Origin of the sequence: Massilia agilis (assembly GCF_024756255.1) — a bacterium.
Taxonomy (GTDB): Bacteria; Pseudomonadota; Gammaproteobacteria; order Burkholderiales; family Burkholderiaceae_D; genus Telluria; species Telluria agilis.
In genome coordinates, this window is record NZ_JANUHB010000003.1 from 445,773 (window position 1) to 472,683 (window position 26,911).

Genomic DNA, 26,911 nt, shown 5'->3' on the forward strand with positions numbered 1-26,911 from the left:
GGAGTCACACGATGGGACAGAAGATTCACCCGACTGGCTTTCGCCTGGCAGTAACCCGTAACTGGGCTTCGCGTTGGTACGCGGGCAACGGCAACTTCGCAGAAATGCTGAAGGAAGACCTGGAAGCCCGTGCCTTCCTGAAGAAGAAACTGAAGAACGCTTCGGTGGGCCGCATCGTCATCGAGCGTCCGGCCAAGAACGCGCGCTTCACCGTGTTCAGCTCGCGTCCGGGCGTCGTGATCGGCAAGAAAGGCGAGGACATCGAAGTTCTGAAGTCGTCGCTGACCAAGATCATGGGTGTTCCGGTGCACGTGAACATCGAAGAGATCCGCAAGCCGGAAATCGACGCGCAACTGATCGCCGACTCGATCTCGCAGCAGCTCGAGAAGCGCATCATGTTCCGCCGCGCCATGAAACGCGCGATGCAGAACGCGATGCGCCTGGGCGCCCAGGGCATCAAGATCATGTCGTCGGGCCGCCTGAACGGCATCGAGATCGCCCGTACCGAATGGTACCGCGAAGGCCGTGTGCCCCTGCACACCCTGCGCGCCGACATCGACTACGGCACCAGCGAAGCCTCGACCACCTACGGCATCATCGGCGTGAAGGTCTGGGTTTACAAGGGCGACCGCTCGGCCACCGGTGAAGCACCGGTGATCGAGACCCCGGCCGAAGAGAAGAAGCCGCGCGGCCCGCGCCGCGACGACGGCAAACCGGCTGGCCGTGGCCGCCCGGGCGCCAAGCCGGCAACCGCACCAGCAGGCCGCCGCGCTGCCAAGCCGGCTGCTGACAAAGCAGGAGAATAAAGATGCTGCAGCCATCCCGCAGAAAGTATCGTAAAGAGCAGAAAGGCCGTAACACTGGCATTTCGCACGACCGCGGCACCGCGGTCTCGTTCGGCGAGTTCGGCCTGAAGGCGACCGTCCGCGGCCGTATCACCGCACGCCAGATCGAGGCAGCGCGTCGCGCCATGACCCGTCACATCAAGCGTGGCGGCCGGATCTGGATCCGTATCTTCCCGGACAAGCCGATTTCGAACAAGCCGGCCGAAGTCCGTATGGGTAACGGTAAAGGTAACCCGGAGTACTACGTCGCCGAGATCCAGCCAGGCAAGGTCCTGTACGAGATGGACGGTGTCGCCGAAGAACTGGCGCGCGAAGCGTTCCGCCTGGCCGCTGCCAAACTGCCGCTGGCAACCACCTTCGTGGTGCGCCAGGTCGGCCAATAACAGGAGTTGAATATGAAAGCTAGTGAACTCCGCGGCAAAGGCGCAGACGAGCTGCAGAAAGAACTGAGCGACCTGCTCAAGGCCCAGTTCGGCCTGCGCATGCAGATCGCGACGCAGCAGCTGACCAACACCGCGCAGCTCAAGAAAGTCCGCCGCGACATCGCGCGTGTGAAGACTGTGATGAACCAGAAGGAAGCCAAATGAACGACACCACTAAAACGGCGCTGAAGCGCACGCTGGTCGGCAAGGTCGTGTCCGACAAGATGGACAAGACGGTGACCGTACTGGTTGAGCGTCACGTCAAGCACCCGCTGTACGGCAAGATCATCGTGCGCTCGAACAAGTACCACGCGCACGACGAGACCAACCAGGCCAAGACCGGCGACACGGTCGAGATCTCGGAAGGTCGCCCGATCTCGAAGACGAAGGCGTGGAGCGTGACCCGTGTTGTGCAGGTAGCACAGGTTATCTAAGCCGCCCAAAAATTAGTCTTGCGGGGCCCGCTGGTATGTGACATACTAGCGGGCTTCGTTCATGTGTTGCCGCAGTGGTCCCCGCGATCGCCGCGGCCTGCAACGAAGTTATTGGAAAGTCCAATCACCCAAACGGACGCGCTTGCAATGAGGGCGGACGGCGGGACCAAGACTGACCGCAGGCCCATGACGCTGTCGTGGGGTTTCTTCGGCTTAAGTTGGGAAAGAAAATACTATGATTCAAACTGAAAGCCGGCTCGAAGTGGCCGACAACACCGGTGCGAAAGAAGTTCTGTGCATCAAGGTGTTGGGCGGCTCCAAGCGCCGTTACGCGAGCATTGGCGACGTGATCAAGGTCACCGTGAAGGTGGCCCAGCCGCGCGGCCGTGTGAAAAAAGGTGAAATTTACAACGCCGTGGTTGTGCGTACCGCCAAGGGCGTGCGCCGCCAGGACGGCTCCCTGGTCAAGTTCGACGGCAACGCCGCTGTCCTGCTGAACAACAAGCTGGAGCCGATCGGTACCCGTATCTTTGGACCGGTCACGCGCGAACTGCGTACCGAGAAGTTCATGAAGATCGTGTCCCTGGCACCGGAAGTTCTGTAAGGGGATCGCAATGGATAAGATTCGTAAAAACGACGAAGTCGTCGTCCTGGCCGGCAAGGACAAGGGCAAGCGCGGTGTCGTGCAGCAGCGCGTGGACGCCGAGCACGTCATCGTCGAAGGCGTGAACGTGGCCAAGAAGGCCGTCAAGCCGAACCCGATGACCGGTGTTACTGGTGGTATCGTCGATAAGACCATGCCGATTCACGTGTCGAACGTTGCTCTGTTCAACGCTGCGACCGGCAAGGCAGACCGCGTGGGCTTCAAGATGGTGGACGGCAAGAAAGTCCGCGTCTTCAAGTCGAACGGCGAAGTAGTGAAAGGGTAATAAACAATGGCCCGTCTCCAACAACTGTATAAAGACAAAGTCGTCGGCGAACTGACCGAGAAATTCGGTTACAAGTCGATCATGGAAGTGCCGCGCCTGACCAAGATCACCCTGAACATGGGTCTGGGCGAAGCGGTGGCCGACAAGAAGGTCATCGAGCACGCCACCGGCGACCTGACCAAGATCGCTGGCCAGAAACCGGTCGTGACCAAGGCACGCAAGGCAATCGCCGGCTTCAAGATCCGTGAAGGCTACCCGATCGGTACGATGGTGACCCTGCGCGGCGCCCGTATGTACGAGTTCCTGGACCGCTTCATCACCGTGGCCCTGCCGCGCGTGCGTGACTTCCGTGGTGTCAACGGCCGTTCGTTCGATGGCCGCGGCAACTACAACATCGGCGTCAAAGAGCAGATCATCTTCCCGGAAATCGATTACGACAAAATCGATGCGCTGCGTGGCCTGAACATCTCGATCACCACGACCGCTAAGACCGACGAAGAAGCCAAAGCGCTGCTCGCCGCATTCAAATTCCCGTTCCGGAACTAAGAACATGGCAAAACTTGCACTGATTAACCGCGAACAGAAGCGTGCAGACCTGGTGGAGAAATTCGCCGCGAAGCGTGCCGCTCTGAAAGCGATCATCGACGACCAGACCAAGTCGGACGAAGAGCGTTACGAAGCCCGCCTGAAGCTGCAGGCGCTGCCGCGCAACGCCAACCCGACCCGCCAGCGCAACCGTTGCGCGCTGACCGGCCGTCCCCGTGGCACTTTCCGTAAATTCGGTCTGGCCCGTACCAAACTCCGTGAATTCGCTATGCGTGGCGAGATCCCGGGCATGACCAAAGCTAGCTGGTAATAGGAGAACAAGCAATGAGTATGAGCGATCCTATCGCCGATATGCTGACCCGTATCCGCAACGCACAAGGCGTGCAGAAGACCGCCGTGTCGATGCCGTCGTCGAAGCTGAAAGTTGCGATTGCCAACGTCCTGAAAGACGAGGGTTACATTGAAGATTTCGCCGTGTCCACCGAAGGTGGCAAGTCGGAACTGAAAATCGGTTTGAAATATTACGTTGGCCGTCCGGTCATCGAGCGCCTCGAGCGCGTGTCGCGTCCTGGCCTGCGCATCTACAAGGGCAAGGATGAGATCCCCTCGGTCATGAACGGCCTGGGCGTGGCAATCGTCTCGACCCCGCGTGGCGTGATGACCGACCGCAAAGCACGTGCTACCGGCGTCGGTGGCGAAGTGATTTGCTACGTGGCTTAAGGAGTAGACGATGTCTCGAGTAGCTAAGATGCCAATCGCCGTGCCGGCCGGTACGGACGTAGCGATCAGCGCCAGCGCGATCACGGTCAAGGGCCCGCTGGGCTCGCTGACCCAGCCGCTGAACGGCCTGGTCAAGGTGGAAAACAACAACGGCACGCTGACCTTCGACGTGGTCGACGAGTCGCGTGAATCGAACGCGATGAGCGGCACCCTGCGTGCCCTGGTCAGCAACATGGTGACCGGCGTGACCAAGGGCTTCGAGAAGAAGCTGACCCTGGTCGGCGTGGGCTACAAGGCAGCCGTGCAGGGCAACGCCCTGAACCTGTCGCTGGGCTTCTCGCACCCGGTGCTGCATGCGATGCCGGAAGGCGTGACCGCCGCTACCCCGACCCCGACCGAGATCGTGATCAAGGGTATCGACCGCCAGAAGGTGGGCCAGGTCGCCGCTGAAGTGCGCGCTTACCGCTCGCCTGAGCCTTACAAGGGCAAGGGTGTCCGCTATGCGGACGAAGTGGTGAAGCTGAAAGAAACCAAGAAGAAATAATCGGAGCTGACGATGGACAAGAAAGAATCGCGTCTGCGTCGTGGACGCCAAACCCGCATCAAGATTGCGCAGCTGGGCGTGAACCGCCTGCAGGTGCACCGCACCAACCTGCACATCTATGCGAACCTGATCAGCCCGGAAGCCAAGGTGCTGGTGTCGGCCTCGACGCTGGAAGCCGAAGTGCGTGCCGAGCTGGCTGGCCAGACCGGCAAGGGCGGCAACGCCGCTGCCGCTGCCCTGGTTGGCAAGCGCGTCGCAGAGAAAGCACTGAAAGCTGGAATCACCGAGGTAGCGTTCGACCGCTCCGGTTTCCGTTATCACGGCCGTGTCAAGGCGCTGGCGGAAGCCGCCCGTGAAGCCGGTCTGAAGTTCTAAGGAAGAATCGTCATGGCAAAAATGCAAGCGAAAATGGCAAGCGACAAGCCGGATGATGGCATGCGCGAAAAAATGATCGCGATCAACCGTGTGACCAAAGTGGTCAAGGGCGGTCGCATCATGGGTTTTGCAGCGCTGACCGTTGTCGGTGACGGCGATGGCCGCATCGGCATGGGCAAGGGCAAGTCGAAGGAAGTTCCGGTCGGCGTGCAGAAGGCAATGGAAGAAGCCCGCCGCAACCTGATCAAGGTGCCCCTGAAGAACGGCACCCTGCAGCACAGTGTCGAAGGCCGCCACGGCGCCTCGCGCGTGATGATGTCGCCGGCCAAGCCGGGTACCGGCGTGATCGCGGGCGGTGCAATGCGCGCGATCTTTGAAGTGATGGGCGTGACCGACGTGGTCGCCAAGTCGACCGGTTCGAGCAACCCGTACAACCTGGTGCGCGCAACCCTCGACGGCCTGTCGAAGATGAGCACCCCGGCCGACATCGCCGCCAAGCGTGGCAAGTCGGTCGAAGAGATCCTGGGCTAAGAGGAACCATCATGGCAAACACCGTCAAAGTTAAACTGGTCAAGGGCCTGATCGGCACCCGCCAGGACCACCGCGCTACCGTGCGTGGCCTGGGCCTGCGTCGCGTGAACTCGGTTTCCGAGCTGCAGGACACCCCGGCCGTGCGCGGCATGATCAACAAGGTCGCCTACCTGGTCAAGGTAATCGACTAAGCCGCGCGCATAAGGAGAAATCAATGGAACTGAATACCATTCAACCGGCAGAAGGCGCGAAGCACGCCAAGCGCCGCGTCGGCCGTGGCATCGGCTCGGGCCTGGGCAAGACCGCCGGCCGCGGCCACAAGGGCCAGAAGTCGCGTTCGGGCGGCTTCCACAAGGTCGGCTTCGAAGGCGGCCAGATGCCGCTGCAGCGTCGTCTGCCCAAGCGTGGCTTCAAGTCGCTCAACGCCACCTTCAAGGCCGAAGTGCGCCTGTCCGACCTGAACACCCTGGCCGTCGGCGACGTCGACATCCTGGTGCTCAAGCAAGCTGGCATCCTGTCGACCCTGGCACGTGACGTGCGCGTCATCCAGTCCGGCGAGATCACCCGTGCGGTGAACCTCAAGGGCCTGAAAGTGACCGCCGGCGCGAAAGCGGCGATCGAGGCAGCGGGCGGTTCGGTCGCGTAATTGCGACTAACCAGCCTGATCGGAGCACAAATTGGCGACTAATACACAACTTGGTAAAAGCGCCGCAGCCGGCTTCCCCTGGAACCGGCTGTGGTTCTTGCTTGGCGCGTTGGTCGTGTACCGCATCGGAGCTCACATCCCGGTCCCCGGGATTGACCCGGCAAGGCTTGCCGCTCTGTTCAAGCAGAACGAAGGCGGCCTCCTTGGCATGTTCAACATGTTCTCGGGCGGCGCCATGTCGCGCTTTGCCGTGTTCGCTCTTGGCATCACGCCTTACATTTCGGCTTCGATCATCATGCAGCTGGTGTCGATCGTCTCGCCGCAGATGGAAGCGCTGAAGAAGGAAGGCGAGGCAGGACGCCGGAAGATCACCCAGTACACCCGTTACTTCACGGTGGCACTGGCGCTGTTCCAGGCGTTCGGCATCGCGGTCGCGCTCGAGGCCCAGCAGGGCCTGGTGCTCGACCCCGGCTTCGGCTTCCGCTTCGTCACCGTCGTGACCCTGCTCACGGGCACGATGTTCCTGATGTGGCTGGGCGAGCAAATCACCGAGCGTGGCCTTGGAAACGGCATTTCGATCATCATCTTCGCCGGTATCGCGGCAGGTTTGCCGAGCGCCCTGGGTAGCCTGTTTACCCTGGTGTCGAACGGTTCGATCAGCTCGATCGCCGCAATCTTCATCGTGGCCCTGGTGGCCGTGGTGACCTACGCGGTGGTGTTTGTCGAGCGTGGCCAGCGCAAGATCCTCGTGAACTACGCCAAGCGCCAGGTCGGCAACAAGGTGTACGGTGGCCAAACCAGCCACCTGCCCCTGAAGCTGAACATGGCCGGCGTGATTCCGCCGATCTTTGCCTCGTCGATCATCCTGTTCCCGGCGACGATCGTCGACTGGTTCACCCGCGGCAAGGACACCACGAACCCGGTGATCGGGTTCCTGAAGGACCTGGCTGCGTCGCTGAGCCCTGGCGAGCCGATCAACATGCTGCTGTATGTGGTGGCGATCGTGTTTTTCTGCTTCTTCTATACCGCCCTGGTGTTCAACAGCCGGGAAACCGCGGACAACCTGAAGAAGAGCGGGGCGTTCGTGCCGGGCATCCGTCCGGGCGAGCAGACCGCGCGCTACATCGACAAGATCCTGATGCGCCTGACCCTAGCGGGTGCGGTGTACATCACCCTGGTGTGCCTGGTGCCGCAGTTCCTGCAAAGCCAGTGGAAAGTGCCTTTCTACTTTGGCGGCACGTCGCTGCTGATTATCGTGGTGGTGACGATGGACTTCATGGCCCAGGTTCAGAACTATGTGATGTCGCAGCAATATGAATCGCTGCTGCGCAAGGCAAACTTCAAGGGTGGTCTTCCGACCCGGTGATAGAGCGAATGGCAAAAGACGACGTCATCCAAATGCAGGGGGAGATTCTGGAGAATCTCCCGAACGCGACATTTCGCGTGAAGCTGGAAAACGGCCACGTGGTGCTGGGACATATCTCGGGTAAAATGCGGATGAACTACATCCGCATCCTCCCGGGCGACAAGGTGACGGTGGAGTTGACGCCGTACGATTTGTCGCGGGCCCGCATCGTGTTCCGCACCAAGTAAAACAATCAAGTAATCGAACCGAAAGAGAGTGCAAAATGAAAGTTAACGCTTCAGTTAAGCGCATCTGCCGCAACTGCAAGATCATCAAGCGCAAGGGTGTGGTCCGCGTCATCTGCGTGGAGCCGCGTCACAAGCAGCGTCAAGGTTAATTTCGAGGAAATAACGAATGGCACGTATTGCAGGGGTCAACATCCCCAACCATAAGCACGCCGTCATCGGCCTGACCGAGATCTACGGCATCGGCCGTCCGCGTTCGCAGAAGATCTGCGCTGCCGCTGGCGTCGCGACCGACAAGAAGGTCAAGGACCTGGACGACAACGAACTCGAGAAGCTGCGTGACGAAATCGCGAAGTTTGTCGTGGAAGGCGACCTGCGCCGCGAACTGTCCATGAACATCAAGCGCCTGATGGACCTGGGCTGCTACCGTGGCATGCGTCACCGCAAGGGCCTGCCGGTTCGTGGTCAGCGTACCCGTACCAATGCTCGTACCCGCAAGGGCCCGCGCAAGGCAGCACAAGCTCTCAAGAAATAATCTAGGAACCTGACATGGCCAAGCAACAAAGCAGCGCAGCAGCAGCTCGCGTACGCAAGAAAGTGAAGAAAAACGTGGCTGAGGGCATCGCCCACGTCCACGCTTCGTTCAACAACACCATCATCACCATCACCGACCGCCAGGGCAACGCCCTGTCGTGGGCGACCTCGGGTGGCGCAGGCTTCAAGGGCTCGCGCAAATCGACCCCGTTCGCCGCGCAGGTCGCTGCTGAAGCTGCCGGCAAGGTGGCCCAGGAGCAGGGCGTGAAGAACCTGGAAGTGCGTATCAAGGGCCCGGGCCCGGGCCGCGAGTCGGCTGTGCGCGCACTGAACAACCTCGGCATCAAGATCACCGAGATCCAGGACGTGACCCCGGTGCCGCACAACGGCTGCCGTCCGCCGAAGCGTCGCCGCATCTAAGTCGTTGCCGGCGCCCGTGCGCCGCGCATCGCCTGCGATGCATCACGGTTTCACAGCGAAACCGTCTTAATTGTGAGAGATCGCCGGTGCAGTGCCCTGCAAAATGGGTTATACTGCCCGGCTATTGTCGCCTGCGGGCCAACCGCGGGTGGTATTTTCAGCCACGTCCGGTCTCATCGAAGAACTGGACTAGCGCCTGTTATGGCTCGGCCATCTCTGGGGCGTGATTTTTAATTTATAAAGGTATCTAACGTGGCACGTTATATCGGACCAAAAGCAAAGCTGGCACGCCGTGAAGGCACCGACCTGTTCCTGAAGAGCGCACGCCGCTCGCTCGACTCCAAGTGCAAACTGGACGTCAAGCCGGGCCAGCACGGCGTCAAGTCGGGCGCCCGTACCTCGGACTACGGCAACCAGCTGCGCGAAAAGCAGAAAGTCAAGCGCATCTACGGCGTGCTCGAGCGCCAGTTCCGCCGCTACTTCGCAGAAGCCGCCCGCCGCAAGGGCAACACCGGTGAGACCCTGCTCAAGCTGCTGGAAGCTCGCCTGGACAACGTCGCCTACCGCATGGGCTTTGGCTCGACCCGCGCCGAAGCGCGCCAGCTGGTCAGCCACAAGGCCTTCACCGTGAACGGCAACGTCGTGAACATCGCTTCGTACTCGGTCAAGGCTGGCGACGTGGTCGCTGTGCGCGAAAAGGCCAAGAAGCAAACCCGTATCGTCGAGGCGCTGTCGCTGGCCGAGCAGGTTGGCTTCCCGAGCTGGGTCTCGGTCGATGCCAAGAAGATGGAAGGCACCTTCAAGTCGTTCCCGGAGCGTAACGAAATCGCTGCCGACGTCAACGAAGCCCTGATCGTCGAACTGTACTCGCGTTAATAGCTAGCAGTAACACGTCGTCCCCGCGCAGGCGGGGACCCATAGACAGCTGGCTAAGCCGGCTCAGCATGGGTTCCCGCCTCCGCGGGAACGACGGCGGTAGTCATGCCTGCCCCTGTGGCAGGCTTTATCACTTAATGCCATCAGCCTTATCGGTGTAACGAGCCGAGGGTATTGAAAAGGACATTTCATGCAAAATAGTTTGTTGAAGCCACGTATCATCGATGTAGAAGCCATCGGCCCCGGCCACGCCAAAGTCGTGATGGAGCCGTTCGAACGTGGTTATGGCCACACGCTGGGCAACGCGCTGCGCCGCGTGCTGCTGTCGTCGATGATCGGCTACGCGCCGACCGAAGTGACGATCGCCGGCGTCGTGCACGAGTATTCGTCGCTCGACGGCGTGCAGGAAGACGTCGTTGACCTGCTGCTGAACCTGAAGGGCGTGGTGTTCAAGGTGCACAACCGCGACTCCGTCACCCTGAGCCTGAAGAAGGAAGGCGAAGGCCCGGTGCTGGCATCGGACATCGACCTGCCGCATGATGTGGAACTGATCAACCCGGACCACGTGATCGCCCACCTGACCGCCGGTGGCAAGCTCGACATGCAGATCAAGGTCGAGAAGGGCCGCGGCTATGTGCCGGGCAACGTGCGCCGCCTGTCGGAAGACACCAACAAGACCATCGGCCGCATCATCCTGGACGCCTCGTTCTCGCCGGTGCGCCGTGTGTCGTACGCCGTGGAATCGGCCCGCGTCGAGCAGCGTACCGACCTGGACAAGCTGATCATCAACATCGAGACCAACGGCGTCATCACCCCGGAAGAGGCGATCCGCCAGTCGGCCCGCGTGCTGGTGGACCAGCTGAACGTGTTCGCCGCCCTGGAAGGCACCGAAGCGGCTGCGGAAGCCCCGTCGCGCGCTCCGCTGGTCGATCCGATCCTGCTGCGTCCGGTCGACGACCTGGAACTGACGGTACGTTCGGCCAACTGCCTGAAGGCCGAGAACATCTACTACATCGGCGACCTGATCCAGCGTTCGGAAAACGAGCTGCTCAAGACCCCGAACCTGGGCCGCAAGTCGCTCAACGAGATCAAGGAAGTGCTCGCTTCGCGCGGCCTGACCCTTGGCATGAAGCTCGAGAACTGGCCGCCGGCTGGTTTGGAAAAGTAAGACCGTTCACCCGAAAGTACAACCCTACTTTCGGGTGGGTACAGCCAAAAAGGACTGGCAGAGCCAGATCCTTTTTGGAGAAGTAAAAGCAGTAACTGCCCGCGCATGGTGCGCGGGCAGCTTCAACCCATAAAACCGGTCCGCGAGCTTATGCGTCTTGCATAAAATCGATCGAAGAACTGGATTGTAAACACTCGAAAGGAAGTACCATGCGTCACCGTCACGGCCTCCGTAAGCTGAACCGTACCTCGTCCCACCGTCTGGCCATGCTGCGCAACATGACCGTCTCGCTGCTGCGTCATGAAGCCATCAAGACCACGCTGCCGAAAGCCAAGGAACTGCGCCGCGTTGTCGAGCCGATCCTGACCCTGGGCAAGACCGACACCCTGGCCAACAAGCGCCTGGCATTCTCGCGCCTGCGCGACCGCGAAATGGTGCAAAAGCTGTTCGCCGAACTGGGCCCGCGCTACGCGACCCGCAACGGCGGCTACCTGCGCATCCTGAAGATGGGTTTCCGCGTCGGCGACAACGCTCCGATGGCCTTCGTCGAGCTGGTCGATCGTCCGGAAGTCACCACTGCCGAAGAAGCACCGACCGCTGAGTAATTGCTCAACGCTCTAAAGAAACCAGGCCTTTGCGCCTGGTTTTTTTTCGTGCCGAGCATTTGCTGTCAAAAAAGCAGGCCTTTGTGTGCGTCCCGACGGCCTGGTCCTCATGCTCGCTTAATGTTAATGCTCTACAGTCAGGCTTTGGGCGACCCTAACCCGGCTTGCCGCCACCGGTGTAAGATTCTATTAGGCAGTACAACCTCCCAGGAAGCCATGTCTCGATCGATGTCCAATTCCGCCTTCCGCTGGCTTGCCGGCGTGTTCCTGCTGCTTGCCGGGCTGATGCTCGCCGCAGGCGCCCGCGCTGACGACGACTTCCTCGATCCGCAGGTGGCCTTCAAGTTCTCGGCCCACATGGACGGCCCGAAGACGGCGGTGGTCAGCTACGTTATCGCGGATGGCTACTACATGTACCGCGAGCGCTTCAGCTTCAAGGCGCAAGGGGCCACGCTGGGTGCGCCGCAGATCCCGGCGGGCAAGGTCCACTTCGACGAGAACTTCGGCAAGGATGTCGAGACCTACCACCAGGGCGTGACGATCCGCATCCCGGTCGAGGGTAATGGTCCGTTCACCCTGACCGTCACGGGCCAGGGCTGCGCCGACAAGGGGCTGTGCTATCCGCCGCAGGAGGCGAGTGCACAACTGGTGGACGGCGGCGGTTCAGGCGGGGCTGCGCTGCAGACCACTCCGACCGCGCCCGGTAGCGCCAATGACAGCGCCGGCGGCGCAGCGCCCGTCTCGGCCGCGCCCCAGGCAAGCACGCCCGCGCCTTCCGCAGCGCTCGCACAGCCAGCCGCGCCAGCCGCCGCGCCGGCGCAGTCCGAGCTGTCGGGCATCTCGTCGATCCTGCAGGGCGGGCGCATGCTCGCCATTATCCCGGCCTTCATCCTGCTTGGCCTGGGCCTGGCGTTCACGCCCTGCGTGCTGCCGATGGTGCCGATCCTGTCGTCGATCATCGTGGGCGAGGGCGGCCAAATGCGCAAGGCGCGCGGCTTCGTCCTGTCGCTGTCGTATTCGCTGGGCATGGCGATCGTGTACACGCTGCTGGGCGTGGCGGCCGGCCTGGTCGGCGAAGGCCTGTCGGCCGCGCTGCAGAACCCGTGGGTGCTGGGTGGCTTTGCGCTGCTGATGGTCGCGATGGCGATGTCCATGTTCGGCTTTTACGAGCTGCAGATGCCTGCCGCGCTGCAGACCCGGCTGGCGGGCGCTTCCGGCCGCCAGAAGTCCGGCAAGCTGGCCGGCGTGTTCGCGATGGGCGCCATCTCCGCGCTGATCGTCGGCCCGTGCGTGGCCGCGCCGCTGGCCGGTGCGCTGGTGTACATCAGCCAGACCCGCGACGTGCTGATCGGCGGCGCCGCGCTGTTCTCGATGGCGATCGGCATGAGTATTCCGCTCATCCTGGTGGGCGTCTCGGCCGGTTCGCTGCTGCCGCGCGCCGGCATGTGGATGGAGTCGGTCAAGATCTTCTTTGGCGTGCTGATGCTTGCGATGGCGCTGTGGATGGTGACGCCCTTGCTGCCGGCCGTGGTGCAAATGCTGTTGTGGGCCGCGCTGCTGCTCGGCTACGGTTCCTGGCTGCTGCGCCGCAAGGGCAACTGGGCCAGCATTGCGGCGGGCCTGGTATTCGCGGTTCCGGGCGCGATGCAGGTTGTCGGCGTGGCCAGCGGCGGGCGGGATGCCCTCGACCCGCTCGCCGAGTTGCGCGGCAGCCATGTGCAGCGCCTGGTCTTCCAACGGGTTAAGTCCGTCGACCAGCTCGACACCATCCTCGCCAGCACTGGCGGCAAGACGGTCATGCTGGACTTTTACGCGGACTGGTGCGTGTCCTGCAAGGAAATGGAGCGCCTGACTTTCCCGGATGGGCGTGTGAAGGAAAAGCTGGCCAACACGATCCTGCTGCAGGCCGACGTGACGGCCAACGACGAGGCCGATAAGGCACTGCTCAAGCGCTTTGGCCTGTTCGGCCCGCCGGGCATCATCCTGTTCGACCACAACGGCAAGGAAATCGCCGACAGCCGCGTCATCGGCTACCAGGACGCCAACAAATTCCTGAGGTCGCTGCAAAAACTGAATTAAGACGACGATATGGGCCGTTCGCTTGACACCAACGATGGTCAGCCAGAAGATGGTCGCATGGAAGAGCGGCTGGACAAGGTTGAGCAACGACTCGCGGTGCTTGAGCGAGATGTGGCGGTTATTCGCTCAAACTACGTGACCCGAGAAGACCTGCATCGAGAAATCGGCACAGTACTGCGCGAAATGAACGCGCAGACATGGAAAATTCTTACGTTTGTCGCGGGCTTTGGAACAGTGCTGGTGAGCGCGACATATTTCATCGCCACCCACACGAAATAGGCGAGTTAGCCAGAAAAAAGGGACGCCGCAGCGTCCCTTTTTCGTTCGCGCAGGCGTTTCCGGTCAGCCGCGCATCATGCCCGGCCGGTGCTGGCCGTGCATGCCGTGGTGCTCGCCCATGGCGCGGCGAGTCTGCTCGTCGAATACCTTCTTCTGCTCCGGATTCAGGGTTGAGTAGAAGGTGTTCAGGGCCGCCTGGCGCGACTCCATGCGCGCGGTGCGCTGCTTCGAGAACTCGATCATTTTCTGCATGCGTTCCGGCGCCGACAGGTTGGCGAACGCGGCGCGGTCAGGATGCGCTGCCCGCTCGGCCGGCTTCATCGCAGCCACGAAGGTGTTCCAGGCCTGCTCCTGCGCGCTCGACAGCTTGAGCGCGTCGTGCAGCTGCTGCTGGCGCTGCGCGCGGTGCTCGGCCATCTTGGCCTGGAACTCGGCGCGCTTGGCCTGGCGCTGTTCCGGGCTCATTTGCTGGTGCTGGTGCGGGCCCTTGGGCGCCTGCGCCTGCTCTTCGGCAGCGAATGCGGCGCCACCCAGCGTCAGTGCCGCCAGCGCGATCAGGACGTTCTTGCGTACGTTGTTCATGGTGTTTCCTCTTTCAGTATGAGAGTCAGGTGGGTGTGCATCCAACAGCTCGCTGCACGGAACCTATGATTACTGAACGCTGTATCCGGGGCATTTCCGGTGTCCCATACTTTGTATCAATTTGTTTCGACCGCCACAGCATATACAAGCCGATACAAACCCGCTGTTCAGGCCCTTGTTTAATAAGGATAATTGAGGCTATGGACACTCCCTCTACCATCCTCATTGTCGACGACGACCGCGACATCCGCACGCTCCTGGCCGACTACCTGGAGTCGAACGGCTACCGCGCCCTGGCCGCTGCCGACGGTGGCGCGATGTGGAAGATCCTCGACGAGTCGCGCCCGGACCTGATCGTGCTCGACCTGAACCTGCCCGGCGACGACGGCCTGACCCTGTGCCGCAAGCTGCGCGCGCACTCGACCCTGCCGGTCATCATGCTCACCGCCCGTAACGAGCCGCTCGACCGCATCCTTGGCCTGGAAATGGGCGCGGACGACTACCTGCCCAAGCCGTTCGAGCCGCGCGAACTGCTGGCGCGCATCCGCAGCGTGTTGCGCCGCTCGCATGCGATGCCGCCCAACGCCGCCGCCGACAACGTGCAGCAAATGAAGTTTTCCGGCTGGACGCTCGACCTGACCGCGCGCCACCTGGTCAACCCGCAAGGCGTCGTCATCATGCTCTCGGGCGCCGAGTTCCGCCTGCTGCGTGTATTCCTCGAACATCCCAACCGCGTGCTCAACCGCGATCAATTGCTCAACCTCACCCAGGGCCGCGACGCCGACCCGTTCGACCGCTCGATCGACATCCAGATCAGCCGCTTGCGGCAGAAGCTGGGCGAAGACGCGCGCATGCCGCAGATTATCAAGACGGTGCGTAACGGCGGCTACGTGCTGGCCGGCCAGGTGACGGTGGAGCCGTCCGCGTGAAGGTGCGCGCGTTCTTCGGCTCGATGACGGGCCGGGTGTTCGCCACCTTGCTGCTGGGCGTGCTCAGTTCGGCCGCGCTGACCCAGCTCGCCGCCGACGCCGAGCGCCAGCGCGTGCTCGAGCAGCTGCGCTACAACAACCAGCTCGAACGGTCCGAGCAGCTGATCATGGCCACCGAGATCGTGCCGGCCTCCGCGCGCCGCGCCTATCTCGCCGTGGCCAACCGGCCCGGCCTGAAGCTGGACGTGGGCGGGCCGCTGCCGGCCGCGCCGCACCGCACCGAATTTGCCAGCACGCTCGCTTCGCGCCTGGGCAAGGGCTACCAGGTGGACTCGTCCACGACGCGCCCGCCCATGTGCGACCTGCCGCACCAGCAGCCGGCGCTGTATGGCCTCTTGAGCCTGGAGTGGCACGGCTCCTGCGAAAACATCAACGTGCGCCTGCGCGACGGCGAACAGCTGCGCCTGGCCGTGCTGCCGCCGCGCGCCCCGGCCGGGCCGCGCACCGAGTTCGGCTGGATCATCATCCTGTTCCTGGTGTCGATCGGCTTTCTCGCCTACCTCGTCGCGCGCATGACCACGCGCCCGCTCAAGCAGCTGGCGCAGGCCGCCAAGGACCTTGGCCAGGACATCAACCACGCTCCGCTCGAGCTAAGCGGCGCCAGCGAGATCCGCCAGGCCAGCGCCGCCTTCAACGCGATGCAGGCGCGCATTCGCCAGTACATCTTCCAGCGCACCCAGATGCTGGCGGCGATCACGCACGACCTGCAGACGCCGCTCACGCGCATGCGCCTGCGGCTGGAGAAGGTCGGCGACGCCGAGCTGCAGGAGCGCCTGATCGGCGACCTGTCGGCGATGCAGGAGATGGTGCGCGAGGGCCTGGTGCTCGCGCGCAGCATGGACACCACCGAGACCATGCAGATGCTCGACCTCGATTCGCTGCTCGATTCGGTGTGCTCGGACGCGGTCGACGCCAACCAGCGCGTCACCCTGTCCGGCCAGGCCGGCATGGCGCTCTTGGGCCGCCCGCTCGACCTGCGCCGCTGCCTGGTCAACCTGATCGACAACGCGGTCAAGTACGGCCAACAGGCCACCGTCACGGTCGACCGCGTGAAGGGCGCGGCGCGCATCCGCATCCGCGACAACGGTCCCGGCATCGATGCGGACCAGCTGGCGCGCGTGTTCGAGCCGTTCTACCGCATCGAAGGCTCGCGCTCGCGCGAGTCGGGCGGCACCGGCCTTGGGCTGACGATCGCCCGCAACATCGCCGAACAGCACGGCGGCAGCATCGCGCTGGCCAACGCCGCCGGCGGCGGGCTCGAGGCGACCCTCATGCTGCCGGAGTACTACCCCGGCAAATAACCAACAGAGAGAGCGGTGTGTGACAATGCCGGGCAGGCCCCGGTGTTGGCCGCACTGGACAGAAACATCAGAGAGAGACAAGGCAGGCATCCGCCGGCAGCGGCGGACCAGGGACAGGAATGAAAAAGAAAAACCTCGGACTCATCATCGGCGCCGCGTTTGTGGTCGGCTTCACCGGTTGGTACTTCAACCAGGGCTCGGGCGCGCATGCGCAGGGCGACATCCCGCCCAAAGGGGCGAAGGGCGTGCAGCCGCCGGTGACCGTCAACGTGGTCCCGGCACGGCGCCAGGACGTGGGCGTGGAGGTGGTCTCGAATGGCACCGTCACGCCGCTGCGCACCGTGGACCTGCACCCGCAGACCACCAGCACCATCCGCACCGTGCACATCAAGGAAGGCCAGTTCGTCAAGGGCGGCCAGCTGATGTTCTCGCTGGACGACCGCGCCGACCGCGCCAACGTCGACAAGGCGCAGGCCCAGGTCGCGCGCGACCAGGCATCGCTGGCCGACCTCGAGCGCCAGTACAAGCGCAGCCAGGAACTGTTCGCGCAGAAGTTCATCGCCCAGAGCGCGGTCGATTCGCTACACAGCCAGGTCGACGCGGCGCGCGCGCTGCTCAAGGCCGACATGGCCGCGGCCAAGGCCAGCCACGTGAGCGCCAGCTACACCGAGATCCGCGCGCCAATGGCCGGCCGCGTGGGCGCCATCAACGTGTTCCCGGGCAGCCTGGTGCAGCTGTCCACGTCGCTCACCACGGTCACCCAGCTCGACCCGATCACGGTCGCGTTCACGCTGCCGGAATCGAGCCTGGGCGCGCTGCTGGACGCGCAAAGGAACGGCAAGGTCGAGGTCGAGGCGCGCGCCGGCAGCGACGGCAAGCCGGTCAAGGGCCACCTGTCCTTCATCGACAACATGGTGGACCCGACTGCCGGCACGATCCGTGTGAAGGCGGAGTTCAGCAACGCCGACACCCAGCTTTGGCCGGGCCAGTACGTCAACACCCGCGTGACCGTGCGCACCCTGAAGGATGCGATCGTGGTGCCGCAAAACGCGATCATCACCAACGCCAAGGGCACGTTCGTGTACGTGGTCGAGCAGGACAGCACGGCGAAGATGGTCCCGGTGAGCCGCGTGTACGCGTTCGGCGTGAGTGCGGCGGTCACCGGCCTGGCCGGCACCGAGAAGGTCATCACCGAAGGCAAGCAGAACCTGCGCCCGGGCGGCAAGGTGCGCCTGGCAGGCGGCGCCGAGGGTGACGGCGGCGGCAAGGGCCGCGCGGCCAAACCGGCCGCCGGCAAGGGCGGGAAGGACCAGCAGGCATGAACCTGTCCGAACTGTGCATCCGGCGCCCGGTGATGGTGGTGCTGCTGTCGATCAGCCTGATCCTGGTCGGCATCCTGGCCTACGCCCACATCCCGGTCGCGGCGCTGCCGAGCTATAACACGCCGGTCATCAACGTCAACGCCAACCTCGCCGGCGCCAGCCCCGAGACCATGGCCTCGTCGGTCGCGCTGCCGCTGGAGAAGGCGTTTTCGACGATCGCCGGCATCAACATGATCACCTCCACCAGCACCCAGGGGAATACCTCGCTGACGCTGGAGTTCGACACCTCGATCGACGTCAACGCCGCCGCGGTGGACGTGCAGGCCGCGCTGCTCGGCGCGCAGCGCCAGCTGCCGCAGGAGATGACGGACGTGCCGTCCTACCGCAAGGTCAACCCGGCCGATGCGCCGGTGCTGTTCATGACGATGACCTCGCCGTCGATGAACCTGTCGGAGCTGGACGACTATGCCGAGAACCTGGTGGCGCCGGCCCTGTCCACGCTGCCCGGCGTGGCGCAGGTGTCGGTCAACGGCGGCAAGAAGTTCGCGGTGCGCGTGCGCGCCCGCACCGAGGAGATGAATGCCCGGAACATCACGATGGACGAGCTGGCCACCGCCCTGCGCTCGGCCAACTCGAACACGCCGCTGGGCATCCTCGACGGCCCCGAGCAGAGCCTGACCATCCAAGGCAACGCCCAGCTGCAGCACGCCGCCGACTTCGCCGACCTGATCATCGCCACCCGCAACGGCCAGCCGGTGCGCCTGAAGGACGTGGCCGACGTGCAGGACAGCTACCAGTCGGTGAAAGCGGCCGGCATGTACAACGGCGAGCGCTCGATCGTGTTGCTGCTGCAGCGCCAGCCCAACGCCAATACGGTGCAGGTGGTCGATGCGGTGCGCCAGCTCCTGCCGCGCTTCCAGTCGCAGCTGCCGTCGTCGATCAAGATCAACCTGGTCAACGACCGCTCGGTCTCGATCCGCGAGGCGATCCACGACGTGAACATGACGCTGGCGCTGACCGTGGCGCTGGTGGTGCTGGTGATCTTCCTGTTCCTGCACCGCGTGGCCGCGACCTTCATCCCGGCCATCACGATGCCGATTTCGCTGCTGGGCGCGCTGTCGCTGCTGTTCTGGCTCGGCTACAGCCTGGATAACATCTCGCTGCTGGGCATTACGCTGGCCGTGGGCCTGGTGGTGGACGACGCGATCGTGGTGCTGGAGAACATCGTGCGCCACATCGAGATGGGCAAGAAGCCGCTCAAGGCCGCGCTGGAAGGCTCGCGCGAGATGGGCTTTACCATCATCTCGATCTCGATCTCGCTGGTGGCGGTGTTCATCCCGATCTTCTTCATGCCGGGCGTGATCGGCCTGATGTTCCACGAGTTCGCCGTGATCGTCGGCCTGTCGATCCTGGTGTCGGCCGTGGTCTCGCTCACGCTGGTGCCAATGCTGGCCTCGCGCCTGCTGCCGGCGCACAGCGGGCACGAGGAGCAGCAGCTGTCCGTGGTCGGCCGCTGGTTCGAGGCTGCCTTCAACAAGCTGCGCGACGGCTACGCGCGCACGCTCGACGTGGCGCTCGCACACCGCAACGTGGTGCTGCTGCTGGCGCTGGGCACCTTTGCGCTGACGGTGGTGCTGTACACGACCATCCCGAAAGGTTTCTTCCCCGAGGAAGACCTTGGCCAGATCCGCGTGACCACCGAGGCCGCCGAGGATATCTCGTCGCGCGGCCTGCTGGCGCTGCAGGAGAAGGTGGCGGCCATCATCCAGGCCGACCCCGCGGTGCAGGACGTGACCTCGTTCACGGGCGGCGGCAACGGCGGGCGCATGTTCCTGGTGCTGAAGCCGCGCAGCCAGCGCGACAAGATGCCGCAGGTGCTCGACCGCCTGCGCAAGCAGACACGCAAGGTGGCCGGCATCTCGGTGTACCTGGCGCCGGTGCAGAACCTGCAGCTGGGCGGGCGCCCGTCCAAGAGCCGCTACCAGTACACGCTGCAGAGCGTGTCCGGCGGCGAGATCAGCGGCTGGGCCAACCAGTTCATGGAGCGCATGCGCAACAACCCGATCTTCCGCGACGTGACCAGCGACGCCCAGAACAAGGGCCTGCAGGCCTCGCTCGACATCGACCGCGACAAGGCCAACCTCCTGGGCGTGCAGATGTCCGACGTGCGCTCGGCGCTGTACGCCGCGTTCGGCGAGCGCCAGGTCTCGACCATCTACTCGACCGCGGCCAGCTACTACGTGATCCTGGAAGCGGCCGACGCCGACCGCCAGTTCGACGACGCGATCGCGCGCATCTCGGTGCGCTCGAAGAACGGCCAGCTGGTGCAGCTGTCGTCGCTGGCGACGATCAAGCGTACCGTCGGCCCGCTGGCGGTCAACCACCAGGGCCAGCTGCAGGCGATCACGCTGTCGTTCAACCTGGCGCCGGACGTGCCGCTGGGCGACGCGACGAAAGCGATCGAAGAGATGGGCCGCGACATGAAGCTGCCGGCCTCGATCATCACCAAGTACGGCGGCGACGCTGCGGTGTTCCAGGATTCGCAGTCGAGCCAGCTGATCCTGATCCTGGCCGCCGTCGGCGTCATCTACGTGCTGCTGGGCGTGCTGTACGAAAGCTTCATCCACCCGATCACGATCCTGGCCGGCCTGCCATCGGCCGCGGTGGGCGCGCTGCTTACCCTGCGCCTGTTCGGGCTGGACCTGACGATGATCGCCATCATCGGCATCCTGATGCTGATCGGGATCGTGAAGAAGAACGCGATCATGATGATCGACTTTGCGCTGGACGCGCAGCGTAACCAAGGGATGAAGCCGGCCGCGGCGATCCGCGAGGCCTGCGTGCTGCGCTTCAGGCCGATCCTGATGACGACCATGGCCGCGCTGATGGGCGCGCTGCCGATCGCGCTGGGCCTGGGCGCCGGCGCCGAGCTGCGCCAGCCGCTGGGCCTGGCCGTGTGCGGCGGCCTGATCTTCTCGCAGGTGATCACGCTGTACATCACGCCGGTGATCTACCTGTTCCTCGACCGCTACAGCGGGTCCGGCCCGATGACGGATGCGCAACTGGCAAAACTGGAACAGCCGGCGCCGCAGCCGCAGCCGGTCCTGCACGCGGCCGCGTGAGCCCGTGCCTGCCGCCCGTCCTTGTCGCGACGGGCGGCGCGCCGACACAAAACCGAAACAATCTGTAACAGTGGTCAAGACCGACTGCCGGTAAGCTTTGCGCTGCAACACAGCCGTGCACGTACGGTCTAAACCGTATAGACTGCCGCATTGGCCGTGGCACCTTGTTTTCCGGCCCTTTACAGACTGTAACCATTTTGCGCGATCATTCCCATTTCTCCGTCGATAACGGCGATGTCTGCTCGCATTGCGGCCAGCCGCTGCGCCCGGCGCAGCCCAGCTACGGGGAGCGCCGCACCAGCCGCACGGGCCTGATCGTCACCATCCTGTTGCACCTGCTGCTGGTCGTGATCTACCTGTACCAGCCCAAGACCTTCCTCAAGCGCGTGGGGTCGGCCGGCCAGCCCGAGATCATGTACATCACCCCGGCCAAGCCCAAGCCGCAAGAACAGGCGCCGCGCAAGACGCCGAAGGTCACCAAGCCCAAGTCCGCGCCCGAGCGCGTGCAGGTGCAGCGCCTGCCCAACACCATCACGCTGCCGCAGGAAAAGCCGAAGCCGGTGGAGACGCCCAAGCCCGAGGCCAAGCGCGAGCCGATCCCCGAGAACATGGACATGCAGGCCTTCATCGAAGCGCGCCGCAAGCAGCGCGGGGCGCAGGCGCCGAGCAATGCGACCGAGGAGAGCGACGACGCGCGCGGCATGCGCAATGCGCTGGCCAACATTGCCGCGGTCAACGGGCGTGGCTCGGACGACCGCAACGAGACCGGCGGGGTGTTCTCGGTCACCAACAAGACCTTTGCGAGCGCCACGGTCAAGTTCCGCGGCTGGAACCCCAACTTCAAGCGCCGCTGGCTGACGCAGGTGAACGTGGAGCTGGGCAGCGAGCGCGACATCGAGACGGCGATCGTCAAGAAGATGATCGAGCTGATCCGCAAGGAAAAGACCGGCGATTTCGAGTGGGACTCGCACCGCCTGAACCGGGTGGTGACGATGAGTGCACGGCCGCAGGATACCGAGGCGCTGATGGCCTTCCTGTACAAGGAAATGTTCCCGGATTACAAGCCGCCGAAGCAGAACTAGTACCGCTCACGCTTGATACGTCGTCCCCGCGAAGGCGGGGACCCATAGACCCGTTGAATAATCGCGCCGCATTCTGGGCCGCGGGCAAGGATAGTCAGCATGGGTTCCCGCCTTCGCGGGAACGACGTTTCGAAGGCTAACAATAAAAAAACCGCGCCTTGGCGCGGTTTTTTGTTGCATCAAACGGTCCGATCAGGCCGCTTTGAGCTTGCGCGCAATATCCAGCGCAAAGTAGGTCAACACGCCGTCCGCGCCGGCGCGCTTGAACGCCATCATGGACTCCATCATCACCTTGTCGTGATCGAGCCAGCCGTTCTGCGCGGCGGCCTTGAGCATCGCGTACTCGCCGCTGACCTGGTAGGCGTAGGTCGGCACCTTGAACTCGTCCTTCACGCGGCGCACCACGTCCAGGTAGGGCATGCCGGGCTTGACCATCACCATGTCCGCGCCTTCGGCCAGGTCCAGCGCCACTTCGCGCAGCGCTTCATTGCTGTTGGCCGGGTCCATCTGGTAGGTGTTCTTGTCGGCCTTGCCCAGGTTGGCCGCCGAGCCAACCGCATCGCGGAACGGGCCGTAGAAGGCCGACGCGTACTTGGCCGAGTAGGCCATGATGCGGGTGTGGATGAAGCCTTGCTGCTCCAGCGCGGTGCGGATGGTGCCGATGCGCCCGTCCATCATGTCCGACGGCGCCACCACGTCCACGCCGGCCTCGGCCTGCGCCAGCGCCTGGCGCGTCAGCATGGCCACGGTGCGCTCGTTCATGATGTAGCCGGTGGTCTCGTCCGGCAGGCCGTCCTGGCCGTGCGTGGTGTACGGGTCGAGCGCCACGTCGGTGAGGATGCCCAGCTCGGGGAAATTGCGCTTCAGTTCACGCACCGCGCGCGGCACCAGGCCGTTCGGGTTGGTGGCCTCGATGCCGTCGTAGGTCTTGAGCGACTGGTCGATGACCGGGAACAGCGCCAGCACCGGGATGCCCAGCGCCACGCATTCTTCTGCCACCTTCATCAACAGGTCCACCGACACGCGCTCCACGCCCGGCATCGAGGCAACCTGCTGGCGCTGGTTGGTGCCGTCGAGGATGAACACCGGATAAATCAGGTCGTGCGCGGTGACGACGTTCTCGCGCATCAGGTTGCGCGAGAAGGGATCGCGGCGCATGCGGCGCATGCGGGCAGCGGGAAAGGCGACTGGCGTGATGATGGTCATGTTCGTGTCCTGGAAAGTGATTAATTGGCCGGGTCAAGGTCCCCGCCCCGCGCAGCGGGCGGGGTGGCTTCGTCGGCCTCGTCGGCAGACAGGCCCAGCAGTTCGATGATCTTGTCGTTGGCTTGCTCCACCCCGATGCGCTTGAGCGAGGAGAACAGTTGCACGGTGAACGGAAAGCCTTCGCCTTCCTCGTCCACGTAGCTGTCGAGGATCTTTTGCGCCTGACGCAGCGTGTTGGCCTGTTCGTTGCGGTTGAGCTTGTCCGCCTTGGTCAGCAGGCAGTGGATCGGCTTGCCGGTGGGGGCGAACCATTCCAGCATCTGCACGTCCAGGTCGGTGAACGGGCGGCGCGAATCCATGATCAGCACCAGCGCGGCCAGCTGCTCGCGGCGCTGGACGTAGTCGCCCAGGAGCTTTTGCCAGTGCAGCTTGGCCGAGCCCGACACTTCGGCGTAGCCGTAGCCGGGCAGGTCCACCAGCATGGCCTCGATTTCGTCCACCCGCACCGGGTCGTGCCGGTGCTGGGCGACGTGGGCGCCGCCGATCGAGAAATAGTTGATGTGCTGGGTGCGGCCCGGCGTCTTGGACGCGAAGGCGAGGCGGTTTTGGTTGGTCAGGATGTTGATCGCCGTCGACTTGCCGGCGTTCGAGCGGCCCGCGAATGCAATCTCCGGCACATGCGTGTCCGGTAGGTCGCGCAGGTGGTTGACGGTGGTGAAAAAACGGGCTTGCCAGAGCTTGGACATGTGGGGACGAAAGAACAACAAAATGGAGCTACACGGAAACAAGCTATTGTACAATAAGGGGTTACTGACTGTTGCGACGCCTCGCGGGACGCCACGGCAAGGCCCATGCGCTGCTCAGGATTGCAGGTTTTTTGACTCTATTAGGGTGCTTGAATGAATCGTGTGTCGTTATCGTTTTTGAAATCGTTGGTGGTTGCATCCCTGGCTGTCTCCGGCTTTGCCTGCGCAGCAGACGCGCAGCATGCCGCCGCAGCCAAGGCCGACCCGGCCAAGGGTGCGACCCTGTTTGACTCGGGCGACGCGGCACGCGGCGTTCCGGCCTGCGCTTCCTGCCACGGCGCCGGCGGCAACTCGGCCATCGCCACCAATCCGAAGATCGGCGGCCAGTTCGAGCAGTACGTGTACAAGCAGCTGGTGGACTTCACCACGCCGAACCGCAACCAGGCCATCATGACGACCTACGCCAAGGCGCTGTCGGACGACGAGAAGAAAAACATCGCGGCCTACCTGGCAACCCAGAAGCCGACGGCCGGCGCAGCGCGCAACAAGGATAGCGTCGAGCTGGGCCGCAAGATCTACCGCGGCGGCATCGCCGACAAGGGCGTGGCCGCCTGCGCCAGCTGCCACGGCGCCACCGGCAGCGGCATCCCCGCCAAGTACCCGCGCCTGGCTGGCCAGCACCAGGACTACACCGTGGCCCAGCTCGAAGCATTCAAGGCTGGCGCCCGCAACAACAGCGTGGAAATGACCGCGCTGTCCAAGCGCCTGACCACCGACGAGATGAAGGCCGTGGCCGACTACGTCGCCGGCCTGAAGTAATAGCAACTCAGCGTAAATCGAGGGGCAGCAGCGTAAGCTGGCTGCCCTTTTTGCTGTATGCTCGCGTAGTCACGACGGGCAACTTGGATGTTTTAAAGAATGAGTACCACTGGGATTGAACTGAAAACGCGGCGCCGCGGCCTTGCCGAGACGGTCGAGCTGGTCTCGTCGATGCGTTTTGCGATCAGCCTGCTCGTGATCATCGCGATCGCGGCGATCATCGGCACCGTGATGAAGCAGAACGAGCCGATGCCCAACTACATCAACCAGTTTGGGCCATTCTGGTACGAAATCTTCGGCCGCCTGGGCCTGTACGCGCTGTACTCGGCCTGGTGGTTCCTGGCGATCATGGCGGTGCTGATCGTCTCGACCGGCCTGTGCGTGTTGCGCAATACGCCCAAGATGCTGCACGACATGCGCAGCTGGCGCGACAACGTGCGCGAGCAGTCGCTGCGCAACTTCCACCACAAGCTCGAGTGGAGCGCCGGGCAGGCGCCCGCCGCGCTGGCGCAGCAGGCGGCCGCGCGCCTGCAGCATGCCGGCTACGGCGTGAAGGTGGTGGAAAAGGATAACGGCCTGCTGGTCGCCGCCAAGAAGGGCGCGGGCAACAAGTTCGGCTATATCTTCGCGCACACCGCCATCATCATCATTTTGCTGGGCGGCATGCTCGACTCCGAACTGCCGATCCGCTTCCAGGAATGGTTCTTCGGCAAGACGCCGTTCAACGGGAGCGGCGTGCTGATCTCCGACGTGCCGGCCAAGCACCGCCTCGGGCTGTCGAACCCCACGTTCCGCGGCAACACCTTGATCGCCGAAGGGCAGTCGAGCCAGACCGCGATCATCCCGCAGGCGTCCGGCGTGCTGCTGCAGGACCTGCCGTTCACGATCCAGCTGAACAAGTTCATCATCGATTTCTACTCGACCGGCATGCCCAAGCTGTTCGCCAGCGAAGTGGTGATCCGCGATAACGAGACCGGCAAGACCTTCCCCGGCACGATCAAGGTCAACCAGCCGCTGATCTACAAGGGCGTGGCCATTTACCAGTCGAGCTTCGAGGACGGCGGCAGCAAGCTCAAGCTGACCGGCTACCCGATGGCGGGGCCGGATGCCAAGCCGTTCCAGCTGAACGGCGAAGTGGGCTCGTCCACCGACCTCAAGCGTGGCGACGTGTCGTATGCCGTGGAATGGTCGGGCTTCCGTCCGTTCAACGTCGAAAACATGGGCAGCAACGATGCCCGCGCCGTGTCCAAGGGCAAGTCGCTGGAGGAACAGCTCGCCGCCAGCCTGGACAAGCATTCCGGCTCGGCCGGCAAGAACGCCAACAACAAGGACCTGAAGAACGTGGGCCCGTCGGTGCAGTACAAGCTGCGCGACGCGACCGGGCAGGCGCGCGAGTTCATGAACTACATGCAGCCGGTCACGCTCGACGGCGCCGAGGTGTTCCTGTCCGGCGTGCGCGCCAACCCCGACGACAATTTCAGCTTCCTGCGCATCCCGGCCGACGACCAGCACACCGTGCACGAGTGGATGCTGCTGCGCGCCGCGCTGGCCGATCCGGCCCTGCGCGCCGAGGCAGCCCGGCGCTACGCCGCGCGCGCGATGTCCGGCGCCACGCCGGCCGGCCTGGCCGCGCAGCTGCAGGAATCGGCGCAGCGCTCGCTTGGCATCTTTGCCGGCGACGGCAGGCAGGGCGGTTTCGTGGCCGTCTCGCGCTTCCTGGAAAAGATTCCGCCGGCCGAGCAGGAGAAGGCCGCGACGATCTTCATGAAGATGCTCAACGGCACGATGTGGGAACTGTGGCAAGTTGCGCATGAGCACAACGGCCTGGCGCCGGTCGAGGCCAGCGAGCAGCACGGCCGCTTCCTGCAACTGGCCACCAATGCGCTGTCGGACAGCTTCTTTTACGGCGCCCCTGTCTACCTGCAGCTGGACGACTTCGTCGAGGTGAAGGCGTCGGTGCTGCAGGTGACGCGCTCGCCGGGCAAGAAAGTGGTGTACCTCGGCTGCCTGCTGCTGGTGGCCGGCGTGTTCGCGATGTTCTACATCCGCGAGCGCCGCCTGTGGATCTGGATCCGCGGCGACAATGGCGGCAGCACGGCCCTGATGGCGATGAGCACCCAGCGCAAGACGCTCGACTTTGAACGCGAGTTCGACGACCTGAAGACGAAGCTGCCACAATCGGCGTAAGCTGTCGGTCGC

General features: G+C 63.7%; 34 protein-coding genes. 31 read left to right on the forward strand and 3 right to left on the reverse strand.

Annotated elements, in window-relative coordinates; all coding sequences use genetic code 11:
- Window positions 1-11: 11 nt before the first annotated feature.
- The 24 genes from rpsC to NX774_RS15700 all read left to right on the forward strand — a co-directional run bounded on the left by rpsC (window position 12) and on the right by NX774_RS15700 (window position 13,543).
- Window positions 12-806: a 30S ribosomal protein S3 gene (rpsC, locus tag NX774_RS15585; protein ID WP_258823153.1), complete on the forward strand. Its 795-nt coding sequence runs from the start codon at window positions 12-14 to the stop codon at window positions 804-806.
- Between the two features lie 2 nt (window positions 807-808).
- Entirely contained in the window at window positions 809-1,228 is a 420-nt protein-coding gene (gene rplP / locus NX774_RS15590; protein ID WP_258811905.1) for a 50S ribosomal protein L16, read from the forward strand.
- 12 nt (window positions 1,229-1,240) lie between these two features.
- On the forward strand, window positions 1,241-1,432 hold the full coding sequence (gene rpmC, locus NX774_RS15595) for a 50S ribosomal protein L29 (protein WP_258823154.1): 192 nt from the start codon (window positions 1,241-1,243) through the stop codon (window positions 1,430-1,432).
- Window positions 1,429-1,701 carry a 30S ribosomal protein S17 gene (gene rpsQ / locus NX774_RS15600; RefSeq protein WP_258823155.1) on the forward strand — a complete coding sequence of 91 codons (273 nt, stop codon included), beginning with the start codon at window positions 1,429-1,431 and terminating at the stop codon, window positions 1,699-1,701. The genes rpmC and rpsQ overlap by 4 nt, the downstream gene beginning before the upstream one ends.
- Window positions 1,702-1,936: 235 nt before the next feature.
- Window positions 1,937-2,305 carry a 50S ribosomal protein L14 gene (gene rplN, locus NX774_RS15605; RefSeq protein WP_258823156.1) on the forward strand — a complete coding sequence of 123 codons (369 nt, stop codon included), beginning with the start codon at window positions 1,937-1,939 and terminating at the stop codon, window positions 2,303-2,305.
- Between the two features lie 10 nt (window positions 2,306-2,315).
- On the forward strand, window positions 2,316-2,630 hold the full coding sequence (gene rplX / locus NX774_RS15610) for a 50S ribosomal protein L24 (RefSeq protein ID WP_258823157.1): 315 nt from the start codon (window positions 2,316-2,318) through the stop codon (window positions 2,628-2,630).
- A gap of 6 nt (window positions 2,631-2,636) precedes the next feature.
- Window positions 2,637-3,176: a 50S ribosomal protein L5 gene (gene rplE, locus NX774_RS15615; RefSeq protein ID WP_258823158.1), complete on the forward strand. Its 540-nt coding sequence runs from the start codon at window positions 2,637-2,639 to the stop codon at window positions 3,174-3,176.
- A gap of 4 nt (window positions 3,177-3,180) precedes the next feature.
- Complete coding sequence (gene rpsN / locus NX774_RS15620; RefSeq protein ID WP_258823159.1) at window positions 3,181-3,486, forward strand: 30S ribosomal protein S14; 306 nt, start codon at window positions 3,181-3,183, stop codon at window positions 3,484-3,486.
- A gap of 14 nt (window positions 3,487-3,500) precedes the next feature.
- Entirely contained in the window at window positions 3,501-3,896 is a 396-nt protein-coding gene (rpsH, locus tag NX774_RS15625) for a 30S ribosomal protein S8 (RefSeq protein ID WP_258823160.1), read from the forward strand.
- Between the two features lie 10 nt (window positions 3,897-3,906).
- Window positions 3,907-4,440 (forward strand): 50S ribosomal protein L6, encoded by a 534-nt coding sequence (gene rplF, locus NX774_RS15630; protein WP_258823161.1) that lies wholly within the window; start codon window positions 3,907-3,909, stop codon window positions 4,438-4,440.
- 12 nt (window positions 4,441-4,452) lie between these two features.
- On the forward strand, window positions 4,453-4,815 hold the full coding sequence (gene rplR, locus NX774_RS15635) for a 50S ribosomal protein L18 (RefSeq protein WP_135191940.1): 363 nt from the start codon (window positions 4,453-4,455) through the stop codon (window positions 4,813-4,815).
- Window positions 4,816-4,827: 12 nt separating this feature from the next.
- The gene (gene rpsE, locus NX774_RS15640) at window positions 4,828-5,346 is read left to right on the forward strand and encodes a 30S ribosomal protein S5 (RefSeq protein WP_258823162.1); all 519 of its coding nucleotides are present in this window, start codon (window positions 4,828-4,830) and stop codon (window positions 5,344-5,346) included.
- Between the two features lie 11 nt (window positions 5,347-5,357).
- Window positions 5,358-5,537 carry a 50S ribosomal protein L30 gene (gene rpmD / locus NX774_RS15645; RefSeq protein WP_258823163.1) on the forward strand — a complete coding sequence of 60 codons (180 nt, stop codon included), beginning with the start codon at window positions 5,358-5,360 and terminating at the stop codon, window positions 5,535-5,537.
- A gap of 23 nt (window positions 5,538-5,560) precedes the next feature.
- Window positions 5,561-5,992, forward strand: a complete 432-nt coding sequence (rplO, locus tag NX774_RS15650; protein WP_258823164.1) for a 50S ribosomal protein L15 — start codon at window positions 5,561-5,563, stop codon at window positions 5,990-5,992.
- Window positions 5,993-6,023: 31 nt separating this feature from the next.
- The gene (gene secY, locus NX774_RS15655; RefSeq protein WP_258823165.1) at window positions 6,024-7,358 is read left to right on the forward strand and encodes a preprotein translocase subunit SecY; all 1,335 of its coding nucleotides are present in this window, start codon (window positions 6,024-6,026) and stop codon (window positions 7,356-7,358) included.
- A gap of 8 nt (window positions 7,359-7,366) precedes the next feature.
- Window positions 7,367-7,585, forward strand: coding sequence for a translation initiation factor IF-1 (gene infA / locus NX774_RS15660; RefSeq protein ID WP_005663428.1), 219 nt, complete (start codon window positions 7,367-7,369; stop codon window positions 7,583-7,585).
- Window positions 7,586-7,620: 35 nt separating this feature from the next.
- Window positions 7,621-7,734 (forward strand): 50S ribosomal protein L36, encoded by a 114-nt coding sequence (gene rpmJ / locus NX774_RS15665; protein WP_005663407.1) that lies wholly within the window; start codon window positions 7,621-7,623, stop codon window positions 7,732-7,734.
- A gap of 17 nt (window positions 7,735-7,751) precedes the next feature.
- Window positions 7,752-8,117, forward strand: coding sequence for a 30S ribosomal protein S13 (gene rpsM / locus NX774_RS15670; protein WP_258823166.1), 366 nt, complete (start codon window positions 7,752-7,754; stop codon window positions 8,115-8,117).
- A gap of 14 nt (window positions 8,118-8,131) precedes the next feature.
- Window positions 8,132-8,536, forward strand: a complete 405-nt coding sequence (rpsK, locus tag NX774_RS15675) for a 30S ribosomal protein S11 (RefSeq protein ID WP_258811892.1) — start codon at window positions 8,132-8,134, stop codon at window positions 8,534-8,536.
- Between the two features lie 252 nt (window positions 8,537-8,788).
- Window positions 8,789-9,412, forward strand: coding sequence for a 30S ribosomal protein S4 (rpsD, locus tag NX774_RS15680; RefSeq protein ID WP_258823167.1), 624 nt, complete (start codon window positions 8,789-8,791; stop codon window positions 9,410-9,412).
- A gap of 190 nt (window positions 9,413-9,602) precedes the next feature.
- Window positions 9,603-10,580: a DNA-directed RNA polymerase subunit alpha gene (locus tag NX774_RS15685; protein WP_258823168.1), complete on the forward strand. Its 978-nt coding sequence runs from the start codon at window positions 9,603-9,605 to the stop codon at window positions 10,578-10,580.
- 209 nt (window positions 10,581-10,789) lie between these two features.
- Window positions 10,790-11,185 carry a 50S ribosomal protein L17 gene (gene rplQ / locus NX774_RS15690; protein WP_258823169.1) on the forward strand — a complete coding sequence of 132 codons (396 nt, stop codon included), beginning with the start codon at window positions 10,790-10,792 and terminating at the stop codon, window positions 11,183-11,185.
- A gap of 216 nt (window positions 11,186-11,401) precedes the next feature.
- A complete protein-coding gene (gene dsbD, locus NX774_RS15695) occupies window positions 11,402-13,264 on the forward strand; it encodes a protein-disulfide reductase DsbD (RefSeq protein ID WP_258823170.1) in 1,863 nt (620 codons plus the stop codon).
- Window positions 13,265-13,273: 9 nt separating this feature from the next.
- On the forward strand, window positions 13,274-13,543 hold the full coding sequence (locus NX774_RS15700) for a hypothetical protein (RefSeq protein WP_258823171.1): 270 nt from the start codon (window positions 13,274-13,276) through the stop codon (window positions 13,541-13,543).
- A gap of 63 nt (window positions 13,544-13,606) precedes the next feature.
- Here the strand turns inward: NX774_RS15700 and NX774_RS15705 are convergent, their stop codons facing one another.
- Window positions 13,607-14,125 carry a Spy/CpxP family protein refolding chaperone gene (locus tag NX774_RS15705; RefSeq protein WP_258823172.1) on the reverse strand — a complete coding sequence of 173 codons (519 nt, stop codon included), beginning with the start codon at window positions 14,123-14,125 and terminating at the stop codon, window positions 13,607-13,609.
- A gap of 200 nt (window positions 14,126-14,325) precedes the next feature.
- Between NX774_RS15705 and NX774_RS15710 the strand changes: the two genes are divergently transcribed.
- From NX774_RS15710 to NX774_RS15730, 5 genes are all read left to right on the forward strand, one after another.
- Entirely contained in the window at window positions 14,326-15,054 is a 729-nt protein-coding gene (locus NX774_RS15710) for a response regulator (protein ID WP_258823173.1), read from the forward strand.
- A 2-nt stretch (window positions 15,055-15,056) separates the two neighbouring features.
- Complete coding sequence (locus tag NX774_RS15715; RefSeq protein WP_258823372.1) at window positions 15,057-16,415, forward strand: ATP-binding protein; 1,359 nt, start codon at window positions 15,057-15,059, stop codon at window positions 16,413-16,415.
- A 119-nt stretch (window positions 16,416-16,534) separates the two neighbouring features.
- Window positions 16,535-17,737 carry an efflux RND transporter periplasmic adaptor subunit gene (locus NX774_RS15720; RefSeq protein ID WP_258823174.1) on the forward strand — a complete coding sequence of 401 codons (1,203 nt, stop codon included), beginning with the start codon at window positions 16,535-16,537 and terminating at the stop codon, window positions 17,735-17,737.
- Window positions 17,734-20,859, forward strand: a complete 3,126-nt coding sequence (locus NX774_RS15725) for an efflux RND transporter permease subunit (RefSeq protein WP_258823175.1) — start codon at window positions 17,734-17,736, stop codon at window positions 20,857-20,859. The genes NX774_RS15720 and NX774_RS15725 overlap by 4 nt, the downstream gene beginning before the upstream one ends.
- Before the next feature lie 197 nt (window positions 20,860-21,056).
- Window positions 21,057-21,941 carry a hypothetical protein gene (locus tag NX774_RS15730; RefSeq protein WP_258823176.1) on the forward strand — a complete coding sequence of 295 codons (885 nt, stop codon included), beginning with the start codon at window positions 21,057-21,059 and terminating at the stop codon, window positions 21,939-21,941.
- A gap of 192 nt (window positions 21,942-22,133) precedes the next feature.
- On the opposite strand, the gene hemB is transcribed toward NX774_RS15730, so the two are convergent.
- Window positions 22,134-23,147 carry a porphobilinogen synthase gene (gene hemB / locus NX774_RS15735; RefSeq protein ID WP_258823177.1) on the reverse strand — a complete coding sequence of 338 codons (1,014 nt, stop codon included), beginning with the start codon at window positions 23,145-23,147 and terminating at the stop codon, window positions 22,134-22,136.
- Window positions 23,148-23,167: 20 nt separating this feature from the next.
- Complete coding sequence (gene yihA, locus NX774_RS15740; protein WP_258823178.1) at window positions 23,168-23,893, reverse strand: ribosome biogenesis GTP-binding protein YihA/YsxC; 726 nt, start codon at window positions 23,891-23,893, stop codon at window positions 23,168-23,170.
- Window positions 23,894-24,046: 153 nt separating this feature from the next.
- Between yihA and NX774_RS15745 the strand changes: the two genes are divergently transcribed.
- Both NX774_RS15745 and NX774_RS15750 read left to right on the forward strand, forming a co-directional pair.
- On the forward strand, window positions 24,047-24,712 hold the full coding sequence (locus tag NX774_RS15745) for a c-type cytochrome (protein ID WP_258823179.1): 666 nt from the start codon (window positions 24,047-24,049) through the stop codon (window positions 24,710-24,712).
- 99 nt (window positions 24,713-24,811) lie between these two features.
- On the forward strand, window positions 24,812-26,899 hold the full coding sequence (locus tag NX774_RS15750) for a cytochrome c biogenesis protein ResB (protein WP_258823180.1): 2,088 nt from the start codon (window positions 24,812-24,814) through the stop codon (window positions 26,897-26,899).
- Window positions 26,900-26,911: the final 12 nt, after the last annotated feature.